Source organism: Aeribacillus sp. FSL M8-0235, from assembly GCF_038000355.1.
Lineage (GTDB): Bacteria > Bacillota > Bacilli > Bacillales > Aeribacillaceae > Aeribacillus > Aeribacillus composti.
The window spans coordinates 2,878,070-2,890,355 of sequence record NZ_JBBOBW010000001.1; the positions used below are offsets into that span (position 1 = coordinate 2,878,070).

A 12,286-nucleotide genomic window follows, 5' to 3' on the forward strand; every position below is an offset into this window, starting at 1 on the left:
GAGTTTCAATTTCTTATAGGTTTTCTCATGTTAAGTGAAAAAATATACTCTCCAAACCGACATTTCGCACAGCATTATTGCTTCAACTCCTCATAGTTAAATAAAAATGCTTACTGACTATAGTCCATATGGGAGCATGGGCAATAAAAATGCCCGTCTTTCAAACGAAGACAGGCATAAATCATAGATCTTTCAATTCATTTTCAACAAGCTTCTGTATTCTTTTCATCGCTTCCGAATCGATTTCCTCTATGGCAGCAGCCGCTTGCTCCAAAGATTTGCTGTATTCATAATTTCTGAACAACTGTTCAGCTTCTTTTAATTTTTTATCAAGGCCCGAATACGTGCTGCGGTATCGATTACCGTATTGTATTAATCTTTCGACTAAACAAACTTGGGCAATGATCTCATCTGTGTTTTCTTTTAATTGTTCGATGATGCTCACAGCATCGTTTAAATACGTTTGGACTCGATCCATATCGAGCGGAATTTCTTCAAGCGCATTGCTGACCTTTTCAAACGATTGCTGAGCAGTTTGTAATTGCTCCACGAAGCTTTCCGGAAGGCCGGGAATGTTGTTTTTTCGAATCGCCCGTTTAATCTCAGCCATCATTCGCTTTAGTTCTGCTAATTTGTCGCGCGCGTTTAATTCATCCTTTCTCAATGCCTGAAGCATCGAATGCCATTCGTTGTATTTTTCCTTTGCTTGATCAATTTGCTTATTAAAACTTTCCAGTTCCTCCTGTAAAACGGAATACGCAATATTGGAGTTCTCTATGCTTGCCAAAATATGCTTGTAATGATTTTTCAGTTGGTTCATCAGTTTATCCAACTCTTTTAGCTTGTCGACATCATCATTTGACAGCTGGTAGCTCTGCTGTACAAGACTGACTTGTTCTTTTAAATCATTTTTTTCCTCTAATAAAGATTGCAGCTTTTCCCCGGTTTTTTCCGCTTCTTGTCTTACATATTGGCTCGCATACACTTCCTTCTCAAGCATTTCGTAAAGGTTATCAATCGTTTCTTTTATGGAATCAAGACCCATTTTCACGTCTTCTGTCTCTGCTTCACTTAGCTTCTTTTTCAAGCCCTGCATTTTTTCCTCAATATGCGAAATTTCTTTTTCCACTTCCAAATGCTCAAGCTTGTAGCCATCCTCGAGCAGTTTTTTATACCCTTCTTTCAATTCGGAAATCTCGTTCGGCACAATCATTTGACATTCAGTTAAAAGCTTTGGAATCTCCTCTACTTTTAATTGGAGTGCTTCAAGCTTCTGTTTTTGTTCATCCAAAATTTCCTTCGCTGTTACGTAATTTCCTGAGTTCATTTCCTCATCAAATTTTTCCATTGTATGTAACATTTCATATAACTCTTTTTCCAGCCGTTCATACGCAGTTCCAAATGTATGGCGATGGGAGAGCAGTGTTTTTTTCAACTCTTTTAGCTGTTGTTTGACTGCTTCACCTTCTGTCTTATTATTGCTTTCTGTTGCAACAAGATCGTTAATGTGCTGAACAATGCCGGCTATTTGTTCTTCTATTTCTTTTAAAACCGATTCAATATGTAATAAAACTTCTTTTGACTTTTTAAAGCGGTATTTTTCAGCATATTCCTCCGCTTCAAACAGAAGCTCTTCCACCTGCGGAAGCCTGCTAGTGACGATATCGTCCCAATCTTTTCGCCAGCGTTCAAACAATTCTTCTGTTTCTCCACTCATGATTAATTCTTTTACTTTGGACAGTTCATCTGTTATGGACTGATTCATAATGTCTATTTTCCAAGCTTCAAGACGGTCTACTTCTTTATAAATATTTTTTCGAAATCCATAACCGATTCCAAATAGAAGGAAAATCAATAAAATTAATACGATCACAACTTCCATTATGAGCCCCCTCGGTCCGTTTCACTTTCTTAAAGGGTATGTATATTTTAAACGACGTTGTCGAAAAAACTTTCAAAAGAAAATAATGTGTTCTCAATGTATTTATGATACCATGATAACGACATTTTTTGAGCAAAATTTTTAATTTTTTCACATAAATCTCGACAAACTTGAGGTGATTTCTATGAAAAAAGATGGACATGTTCACACCCCTTTTTGCCCCCACGGTACGGACGATTCATTTGAATTGTATATTGAAACTGCCATAAAAAAAGGATTTTCTGCTATAACCTTTACAGAACATGCTCCATTGCCGGAAGGGTTTGTTGATCCAACTCCCGATAAGGACAGCGCAATGCCCTTCAGTGATATCGACCGCTACTTGTCTATTTTGCTAGACTTAAAAAAACAATATAAACGCGATATCGATATTCATATCGGTTTAGAAGTAGACTATATTAACGGTTTTGAAAGAGAAACAGCGCAATTTTTGGACAAATACGGTCCTTTTCTTGATGACAGCATTTTGTCCGTACATTTTTTAAAATTAAATGGACAATATTATTGTGTAGATTTTGATGAACATACGTTTCAAAAAATGGCGGAGCTGTCAGGTGGCATCAATCATTTATACGAATTATATTATGCGACAGTATTAAAAGGGGTTGTTTCAGATCTTGGAAAGTATAAGCCGAAGCGGCTTGGACATATTACGCTAATACACAAATTTCAAAAGCTTTTCCAAGCCACATTTGATGAAAAGCCTTATATTGAACAGATTTTTGCTGAAATGAACAAAAGGGGGATGGAACTGGACGTCAACACTTCCGGTTTACGAAAAGCCTTTTGCGGAGAAATTTACCCGCCAGAGGATATTATACAAGCGGCCAAAAAACAAAGCATCCCTCTCGTTTATGGTTCTGATGCCCATAGCGCGAAGGATGTAGGCAGCGATTTTTCACTTTTTGAAAAAATGGTTTAGTCATTTGATTGTTTTTCGTTTTTCTGAAAAAGTATTTGTTCCAGCCATGAAACCAGCTGTTTACTATATTGCTTGACAAAATATTCTTCGTACGGATTAATATGTAAAACTTCATACATGTATTGAGGCTGTAAAAACGGCATATTTATTAAGCTTTTGAATTGTACTAAAAAATGGGGAATGTCTACTTGTTTAAATTGGTTCGCTCGCATCCCTCGTTCAAGCAGGTTAAGCAAATAATATTTTTCTTTCGCTAAATAAGTCATCATCACCTGGCGAATGAGAGTCGAATCAAGCGTTACTTCTCGGTGGACAAAACGGGCAAGCCGGCGGTTTTCATATTGATAGCGGAGAAGTTCTTCAACGATTGCCATAAGAGAGAGTTTTGGAGATTCTGTACATTTTTGATAGCATTGATCGATTACGTCTAAATAACCTTCATAAAACTTGGACACTAAATGTTCCAATAATCCGTTTTTTCCTTTAAAATAGTAAGAAATATGGGCGATATTTGCATTGGCCCGTTTGGCAATTTCCCTAACCGATGTTCCGGTGTAACCTTTTGTATTAAAAAGGAAAATTGCTGCATCAACGATATTTTCTTTCGTAACAGTGTTCGTTTTCGTTTGCAAGTGGATCACTCCTTTTGTTGATGGCTGTTAGAAGTTTTCTACCCGCAACGATATTTTCCTGCTATAATTTCTCGACAAAGTTCGTACTTACTTGTCATTTTGAAAAAGAAAGTGAGGAATTTCCATGTTTGTCGTCGAAAGCTATAATGGAACAAAAGAAGAAAATTATGAGCTTGTGTTAAAACAGCTTACAGCATTGATTGAAGGGGAAAAAAATGTCATAGCGAATTTAGCTAATGCATCCGCCTTGTTGAATCAATTTTTGTCAGAAATCAATTGGGTTGGTTTTTATGTAAAAGACGGAGATGAGCTTGTTCTCGGACCTTTTCAGGGGCTGCCGGCATGCGTTCGAATTCCTATTGGCAAAGGTGTATGCGGAACAGCTGCTTTCGAAAAAAGAACGGTGAGAGTGGCTGATGTAAATGAGTTCCCTGGACACATCGCCTGCGACGCGCGATCACAATCGGAAATCGTTGTCCCGCTTATTAAGAACGATGAGGTAATCGGTGTGTTAGATATTGACAGCCCGATTAAAAACCGATTTGATGAAATAGACCAAAGATATTTAGAAAAATTCACGAATATTCTTACAGAATACCTTTAATAGCCTTGTTTTTCAAACGCCGGAAGTCGTGAACAGGTGGAAATGAGCATTCAACTTTTGAACCCTTTCAAATGATATAAAAAAGGGTCCCTAGTTACGATCTGTCAAACGATTTTAACAAATCAGAGCAATACCTAGGAACCCTTTATGCTCTTTCTTGGTCTAAAACCGATACTTGATTTTTTCCATTGCGCTTTGCCTGATACAAGGCATCATCTGCTCTTTTAAAAAGAAGGGCAGGCGAATCATTTTTATGGGCTGCATCCCAACAGGAAACACCGCATGAAACTGTTACAGGCGGTTTCGTTGATTTCCGCACAGCTGAAACAATTCTGTTTGCCACTTCACATCCGATTTTTAAACCCACTTTAGGAAGATAAATGGCCAGCTCTTCTCCGCCCCATCTAGCTCCTACATCTTCCTCCCGTATGTTGTTCCTTATCGTTTTAGCAATTTGAATAAGCACTTTATCGCCTACTTGGTGGCCATACGTATCATTGATTTGTTTAAAATTGTCTACGTCTATTAAAATTAATGTGCCTCTTTGGTCTTCTTTAAACGATTGATGAACAACCTCGTCAAAATATTTTCTATTAAAAAGATTTGTAAGCGGATCTGTGATCACGAGCAATTCCAGCTTTTCCCGAAGCATGGAGTTCGTAAAGGCGAGTGTAGAATGAGACACAAGCGATTCCATTAATTTGTACATATCAAACGTGAAGGAATACGGTTCTTTACGCAGCACAACAGCAAATCCGATGATTTTTTCACTGTCGATCATCGGAACAGCCATTATTGATTTATAAACGGCTTCCCCGAGAATGGAATTGGAAATATCGCCAGTGAATACACTATTTTGCTCCAATATATTTTGTGCAACCCAATCAACGTAAGCCTTCGATTCATCTAAATGGAAAAACGATGTACTTTCTGAAAGCATGTTCCATTTTTTATTTTCATCAAAAATAAAAAAAGCGGCCTCATCTGCAGAAAATGAACGAAGCATTCTTTTAACCATGTATTTCATCGTATCTGAAATCCGCAAGTTTTTATTAATTTTTCGAGCCGTATCATTAATGAGCTGCAAATCGTTTACATGCTGCTTCGACTGTTCATACAGCTTGGCATTTTCCAGCGCTTTGCCGCCGGCCTTTGCCACTTTTTCGATCATATCGATTACGTCATCGATTTGTTCAATATGAAGTGGGATATGTACATCAATTAATCCATAAACACCCTGTCTTCCTGCAATCGGGACATAAATATAGAGCCCGTTTGACGAGCTTCTTACGACCATATCGCCTTTCAAAAAGGCTGTCATAGCTTCCTCATACTGATCTATTTCCTGCTCCAAATTTTTCACAGGAATTTCATGTCCTAATGAATAATCCATTGGCAAAATGAAATGGCATAATAGGTCGGGATACATTTGCCTCAAAGTGTTATAAAGCTTGTTTAACACTTCTTCTTCTTTCATAATGGAATAAAGTTCATCAGTTAATAAAAACAATTGATAATATTTTTCTTTAAGCGTTTTTTGCAAATATAATTTTTTTCCGTGAAAAAACATGGCAAAACATATTTTAGAAATTTTTTCTAGTTGTTGATTAGAAAGTTTGTGAAGTACACGGCCTCCTCTGAATTCCAACAGCATTTTTGGAGAGGAATCTGCCGAATACTGCAAAAACAATCGTCCTTTTTCTTTGTAAACTACAAATTGTTCATCGTCTTTGAAGCTAAATGATTTCGAAGCACCTTTTACATCGTCATTGCTCGAGTATTGGCATAAAAAAAGATTCGAACCGATCTCTTTCCAAATCGACACATTTTGAAGATTAAATGCTTTGATTAAAATTGCAAACATTTCATTAATAAATTCATCGAAATGCTGCCTGTCCGAATCATTCATAAGTAATCGGAAAAATAAGTTTTCAAAATGATCCCAATCCATACTCCACCACCTATAACCGGGAAAATAGACCTTATTACTTTAATAGTATTATAACATGAAGCACAATTTTTTTTGTGAAATAATTGGTATTTTTTTCACAAAAAATAGAAATGAATGTGTGAAGTTCGTCGGATTAAATATTCCTTTTCGCTGACAGCAAAGGAAATAATCTTGACACCGCTCATTTAAAATCATATAATGATCGTTGTGTAAAATATAGCAGCCTAAGGATTCGACAATTATGATTTCATTTTGTTCCTCAAATCTGAGGTGTACCGTGTAACTCTCTGCTGCTGGAGCGAAGGTACATGAAAACAAAATGTGCATAATTGAGAGAATCAGTCTGTTTGTATTTTACAATCGAAAATACAAAAGGAGGAGCAATATGTCTCGTTATACAGGTCCTACATGGAAAATTTCCCGCCGTTTAGGCATTTCTTTGAGCGGCACAGGCAAAGAGCTTGAAAAACGCCCGTATGCACCTGGTCAGCATGGTCCAGGCCAACGGAAAAAACTTTCTGAATATGGCTTACAATTGCAAGAAAAACAAAAGCTTCGCCATATGTACGGAGTTAACGAACGTCAATTCCGAAATACTTTCGTAAAGGCGGGCAAAATGCCGGGTATTCACGGTGAAAACTTCATGATCCTTTTAGAGTCTCGTTTAGATAACATTGTTTATCGTCTTGGCTTGGCTCGCACTCGCCGTCAAGCACGCCAATTGGTTAACCACGGCCATATTTTAGTGGATGGAAGCCGCGTGGACATTCCGTCTTACCAAGTAAAACCAGGCCAAACGATTTCTGTCCGTGAAAAATCCCGCAACCTTCAAATCATTAAAGAAGCGGTTGAATTAAACAACTTTGTTCCTGAATATTTAACATTTGATCCGGAAAAGCTTGAAGGAACATACACTCGTCTGCCCGAACGCTCTGAATTGCCTGCGGAAATCAACGAATCGCTCATCGTTGAGTTCTACTCTCGTTAATAAAATTAGATTGTATAATTCAGTATTTAAAAACCCTGAAACCCTTGAGAAGAAAGGATTTCAGGGTTTTTTTGTTTCAATTTAGGTTTTCATAATGTATTATTTTGGGGCAAGTGGGGCAGCTTTTGGAGCTACTTTTTATAAAAATGCGGACAGATGCTGAATTATTTTTATATACACGAAAGTACCAAAATGAGATTTAGAGCCGGTGGAAATCCTTGAAATCGTATCAGTACATTCAGATCTATCACGATTCATAAAATGTATGTGCTTAGTAAAACGTTTTTATAACTTAAAATTTCCCCTATTTTTAACCAATTCTTTTTACTCACATAAAATACACGGGACATTTGCTCTATTGAATTTAAATTGTTTAGTTTTGTGCCTGCATGCCATATCGTTGCAGAAAAAAGCTTGAAGACTCACTTCTTAAAACAAAAAAAGGAATTGAGCGCATAATGAAGAATATTTATATACGGCAATATTCTATTAGATTTAGTTGTAAAATCCCAATAACGAATGCTTTCACAGCTGGTGAAATAATATCGATTAATGATCTTCTAATGAAATAGATGCTGATACATCGGATGACGAAGCAAAATTTGAGGTAGGAATTTAGTTCTTTACTCAAATTTAAAATTAAAAGTTGATGATGAGTAAGAAATCAATTTTTTAAAGGGGCTGCCTGATGAGTCCCTAAAATGAAGGATTTGGGAGAAATACTACTGTGAAGGACAAAAATAATGGAATAAAATTTGTAAATGTCCTTCATAGAGGCAATGAAGCCCAACAAGAAGCAATTATATGTGCTGAATGTCCGTCATAAAAAACTTTTGAAGAACCAATTCAGAAAGAGGGAGCATAAGAAAAGTCCTTCATAAGACTTCTGAAGGATATAAAAAGATAGAAAAAATGGTCTGCCCGATAAGTCCCTAAAATGAAGGGGCTCGAAAAAGTCAGTTAACCCTGACTTTTTGGACAGCTCCTAGTTTCTTTAAATATTACAGTATTTCACGCAGGGGGTGGACGATATATTGGATGATTTTAATTTGATTATATTCTTATGGAGAACTTCATTTGTTATTTCAATACTTACATTTATAATTGGTTTACTCCATCGTTCTTGGCTGTTTATGCTTATTAGTACTGTATGTAATGCACCCCTTTGTCAAGACACAAATTGATAATATTTAAGTTATCCATTCTCTCCTTTCGCTATGAATGTGGTGCGTGTGCGATAAAGGCTTGACATGGAGCCTCTACGGGCACGATTTTTTGCGCTGGAGCGATGGACAGATAACATCGCATGGCTAAAACAGCCTATCATGCCCGTCTCTCCATATAAAGCCTCTCATCACGTTCGATGGTTAGGATGCTTGAGCCATCTTAGGTTGCTTGTACACTGTTGCTGGCGTCAAATAGTCCAAGGATTGGTGAGGTCGGTCTGTATTATAGAACGTAACATAGCGTCGAATGCCTTTTCGCAACTCTTTAGGATTCTCGAATTCATTGAGATAGATACATTCATACTTTAAAGCTCTAAAGAAGCGTTCCGTACGACTATTGTCTGTTGCTCGTCCTTTGCCATCCATTGATACCTGGATGCCATACTCTTTCAACAGCCCGAGATAGTCAGCGTTTGTAAAATGGCTGCCCTGGTCACTATTGATGATGGTCGGCTTACCATGACGCAATGCCCGCTTAAGACAGTTGATGACAAATCCTTTCTCCAGCGTACTAGATAACTCGTAATCGATCACTTTGCGGCTGAACCAGTCGATGATGGTAAACAGATACATAAAGCCCCGTCCCATACGAAGGTAGGTGATATCCACTCCCCACACATGGTTCGGATGGGTGATCTCCAATCCACGGAGCAGGTAAGGTCGGCAGTACTTGGCATGTAGCCTCTTACTAATGTTGGGTTTAGGGTAAATAGCTTGTATACCCATAAGGCGCATGAGACGGCGTACGCGTTTACGATTCACATCAAATCCTTTCTCACGAAGTTTCGCAGTCATGCGCCTGTAGCCAAAGTAGGGATGAACTGTATAAAGCATATCCATTTCGTGCATGAGCATGATGTTTTCTGAGCTTTCTGTTTGCCCCTTTGATTGGCGATACACGCTAGTACGATGAATACCTAATAACTGTGCCTGACGCTTGATGCTGATCGATGGGTGATTGAATTCGACCATAGCCTTTCGTTCGTCAACAGACTTATTTGAGTCCAGATTTTTTTTTCAGCCAGTCAACTTCAACCGTTAACTGACCTACCAATTTCTCTAAATTTTCTTGTTTGGCCTCATATTCTTTACGGATTTTATCCACTTCGCTTGAGCCTTTTTCAAAGACCATCGAGGATCGTTCTAGAAATTCTGCTTTCCAACGACTGACCATGACTGGGCTTAATTCATATTTGGCGGCTATTTCATTGACGGTTTGCTCTTCACGCAACACCTCAAGAACCACCTTAGCTTTAAATTCTGCGGTATATCGGTTTCTTTTTTTCATGGTATCATTATAACTTATTTATCACGCTCATGTGTCTCACCTTATGGGAGCATTATAGTAACATTTTTACCAGTTGCATATTATTTTCTCGGTGCGTTAAACGCATGGCGGTTAGTTGGATATATACCAATTTTATTATTTTCACTTACAGTCCTGTTCTGGTTTCTTAAAAAAAGAAATAAGAGCGGAGAGAAAATAAAACGACAAGATCTTCCTCTTCAACAAAAGTATTTGAATAGATAAATGCAAAGATTGACCATAAAATTTGGCCAATCTTTTTTGCATAACCGTGTTATGAAAAAACAAGTGGAATATTGAAAAATCCAAGATTTAACATTCAATTGTCTTTCCTTTTCCCAAAGCCTACCGCAAGTCCTAGAAAAATATACGCATAGGACAGGATGATTAATTCCAAAAAGCCAAATTTATGAAAAATAAGTGAATCCTGAGCTTTTTCATCGATATAATCCCCCTTGCCAACCATATAAACCCCGACCAAGAGATAGATCACAATGGATATTGCCAAAAATAATTTACCGAATATAGTAAAACGAAATTTAGAAACAACTAACGCAATTATCATCCAATATCCTAATCCAAGTAAGACTAAAAAAATTGAAATATAATATGGCTCGTAAACAGCCAATTCACTAATTTTCATTGTTATCGTTCTCCTTGATTCCTTTTTATTATGGATTACATCCTTATATCCCGTCTCCACGGCTCCAAATTCCTTGGGGATTTCCAATTTCAATTCTCTTTCCTTTTCCCAAACCCTACTGCAAGTCCTAAAAAAATGTACGCATAGGACAGGATGATTAATTCCAAAAAGCCAAATTTATGAAAAACAAGCGCATCAGGTGCCTCCTCATCGATATAATATCCTGTTCCTACCATATAAGCTCCGACCAATAAATAAATTACAATGGATATTACCAAAAAAATTTTACCGGAAATCTTAAATTGATATTTGGAAATTCATCCCACTCCTCTTCACAAAAACCATATCTTAATACCTAATAATTGAATGGTATCATAGGATATTTTTGAAAAGAAACTACTTTTACACATTTTCATTTATAAATTTTTTACCAACTTTTTGACAGGGTATGGTATGGAGAGGCTTATATATAATAAAAGTTATTTTTTTAAGCAAGAAAACATAAGAAACATACTAAGATTAGTAGCACAGACCACGGCCATGGTCTGTGCTACTATTTTTTTATAGTAGAAGTGGAGAATAGGTCGTGACAGCCCCAGAACCTTGAGTTCGTATGAAAAACTGGCCTACTTCACTGCCCTTATAAGAATCAGTTTCAGTATGTTGGATCCTTGAGATCGTGTATAAGAAAAGGGAATCGATAAGGTGAAGTGAAGACTTCTACATAAAAATCAGGAGGAATGTATATGAAAAGCGTCATTGCTTTTGATGTCAGTATGGGAAAAAGTTATATGGTGATTTATAACGCTGCACGTTCTTGTATTTTTGAGGGGAAATTTTGCATAATCGCCCCCATTTTGAACAGCTAAATAAACGAATCATCGATTTAGTACAAAAAGATGGACAAGTTCCAGCCATTGTATTTGAAGCAACAGGCGTGTATTCCCGACCATTAGAGCGCTTTATGAATGATCACGGTTTTCCGTACTGTCTGTTAAATCCCCTTGAATCAAAGATTCAAACGGCTACTATGCGCATTCATAAAACCGATAAAAGTGATGCCCACCGTTTGGCCCAAACTCACTTTACAACCGAACGGCGCATAAAAAAACCGCAGGACCACTACTTCGACCAAATGCGTGCGCTTTCCCGATACTATCATGAATTAGACGAAGAATTAGCGATGCTTCGAAGTAGAATGCACACTTTACTACAACTGACTTTCCCAGAAATGGAATCGCTGTTCACACAAAAATCCGAACTGTTTTTAAATATCCTACAGCTATTCCCACATCCTGATTACGTTAAAAATCTTTCAAAAACGGTTGTACGCAACCGACTACTTGCCAACACAGATAAGAAATTAGCGCCTAAAACGGCAGAGAAAAAGGCCATACAGTTAATAAGTGCAGCACAGGATTCGTATCCAGCAGTGGATCAAGACGACATTCGCTGTGAACAGCTAAAAGATTATGCCAAACGTTCTTTAGCCATTTTGAGAAAACGTGAGGAACTGATTCAGCAGATGGTTGTTCTTTCAGAAGAACGAAATGAATATCAAATCTTAATCAGTATTCCTGGTATAGGGAAAAATACAGCCGTTCGTTTGATTGGAGAAATAGGCGACATGACACGCTTCGAAAATCATAAGCAACTCAATGCCTATGCAGGAATTGATATAAGGCGTTTTCAATCAGGCACCTTGTTTTACAAAGATAAAATCAATAAGCGTGGCAACAGTCATCTGCGCAAAATCCTTTATTTTACGATTCAAAATATGATCCGCCAACAGACGCTTTGGACACAATCATTTTGTAGAATACTATGACAAATTAAAAACGCAACCCTATAACAAATGTTATAAAGTTGCGTCCATCGCATGTGTGAATAAGTTATTGAAGTGCCTTTTCCACCTTATTACACACAATTTAACGTACAATTACGAAATCGCTTCAGTATCTTCGTAATTGTGTAGTAAAAGTATAACATAATGGGCCTAGCGAAAAAAAGCAAAAATCGTTAGGTCTATTTGGCATGCGAAAATCTTTTTTTGGCGGAAGGGGTACCCCTTC

General features: G+C 37.4%; 8 protein-coding genes and 1 pseudogene. 4 read left to right on the top strand and 5 right to left on the bottom strand.

The genetic code is table 11. From position 1 onward, the window contains the following. Positions 1 to 181: 181 nt before the first annotated feature. Positions 182 to 1,882, bottom strand: a complete 1,701-nt coding sequence (gene ezrA / locus NSQ71_RS14105) for a septation ring formation regulator EzrA (RefSeq protein ID WP_340734124.1) — start codon at positions 1,880 to 1,882, stop codon at positions 182 to 184. A gap of 184 nt (positions 1,883 to 2,066) precedes the next feature. Between ezrA and hisJ the strand changes: the two genes are divergently transcribed. Next, entirely contained in the window at positions 2,067 to 2,864 is a 798-nt protein-coding gene (hisJ, locus tag NSQ71_RS14110; protein WP_063387365.1) for a histidinol-phosphatase HisJ, read from the top strand. Here hisJ and refZ read toward each other — a convergent pair. Beyond that, positions 2,861 to 3,496 carry a forespore capture DNA-binding protein RefZ gene (refZ, locus tag NSQ71_RS14115; RefSeq protein WP_063387364.1) on the bottom strand — a complete coding sequence of 212 codons (636 nt, stop codon included), beginning with the start codon at positions 3,494 to 3,496 and terminating at the stop codon, positions 2,861 to 2,863. The genes hisJ and refZ overlap by 4 nt on opposite strands. A gap of 124 nt (positions 3,497 to 3,620) precedes the next feature. Here refZ and NSQ71_RS14120 point away from each other — a divergent pair, with 124 nt between their 5' ends. Then, positions 3,621 to 4,100 (top strand): GAF domain-containing protein, encoded by a 480-nt coding sequence (locus NSQ71_RS14120; protein ID WP_066247848.1) that lies wholly within the window; start codon positions 3,621 to 3,623, stop codon positions 4,098 to 4,100. Positions 4,101 to 4,245: 145 nt separating this feature from the next. On the opposite strand, the gene NSQ71_RS14125 is transcribed toward NSQ71_RS14120, so the two are convergent. Continuing rightward, entirely contained in the window at positions 4,246 to 6,051 is a 1,806-nt protein-coding gene (locus tag NSQ71_RS14125; RefSeq protein WP_340734125.1) for a sensor domain-containing diguanylate cyclase, read from the bottom strand. A 385-nt stretch (positions 6,052 to 6,436) separates the two neighbouring features. Between NSQ71_RS14125 and rpsD the strand changes: the two genes are divergently transcribed. Beyond that, on the top strand, positions 6,437 to 7,039 hold the full coding sequence (gene rpsD, locus NSQ71_RS14130; protein WP_063387361.1) for a 30S ribosomal protein S4: 603 nt from the start codon (positions 6,437 to 6,439) through the stop codon (positions 7,037 to 7,039). Between the two features lie 1,367 nt (positions 7,040 to 8,406). On the opposite strand, the gene NSQ71_RS14135 is transcribed toward rpsD, so the two are convergent. Next, positions 8,407 to 9,553, bottom strand: a protein-coding gene (locus tag NSQ71_RS14135) for an IS3 family transposase (protein ID WP_445684694.1) whose coding sequence is annotated in 2 segments (ribosomal slippage) — positions 8,407 to 9,283 and positions 9,282 to 9,553 — 1,149 coding nt in all. Because the reading frame shifts where the segments join, the coding sequence is not laid out codon by codon here. Positions 9,554 to 9,890: 337 nt separating this feature from the next. After that, positions 9,891 to 10,214, bottom strand: coding sequence for a hypothetical protein (locus NSQ71_RS14140; protein ID WP_311066392.1), 324 nt, complete (start codon positions 10,212 to 10,214; stop codon positions 9,891 to 9,893). 746 nt (positions 10,215 to 10,960) lie between these two features. Between NSQ71_RS14140 and NSQ71_RS14145 the strand changes: the two are divergent. Further along, positions 10,961 to 12,181 (top strand): annotated as a pseudogene (locus tag NSQ71_RS14145) (IS110 family transposase). The last annotated feature ends 105 nt before the right edge of the window (positions 12,182 to 12,286 follow it).

Excerpts from the sequence above, each read along its gene's own strand:
- ezrA (WP_340734124.1), bottom strand. The coding sequence starts at position 1,882 with ATGGAAGTTGTGATCGTATTAATTTTATTGATTTTCCTTCTATTTGGA.
- hisJ (WP_063387365.1), top strand. The coding sequence starts at position 2,067 with ATGAAAAAAGATGGACATGTTCACACCCCTTTTTGCCCCCACGGTACG.
- NSQ71_RS14120 (WP_066247848.1), top strand. The coding sequence starts at position 3,621 with ATGTTTGTCGTCGAAAGCTATAATGGAACAAAAGAAGAAAATTATGAG.
- NSQ71_RS14125 (WP_340734125.1), bottom strand. The coding sequence starts at position 6,051 with ATGGATTGGGATCATTTTGAAAACTTATTTTTCCGATTACTTATGAAT.
- rpsD (WP_063387361.1), top strand. The coding sequence starts at position 6,437 with ATGTCTCGTTATACAGGTCCTACATGGAAAATTTCCCGCCGTTTAGGC.
- NSQ71_RS14140 (WP_311066392.1), bottom strand. The coding sequence starts at position 10,214 with ATGAAAATTAGTGAATTGGCTGTTTACGAGCCATATTATATTTCAATT.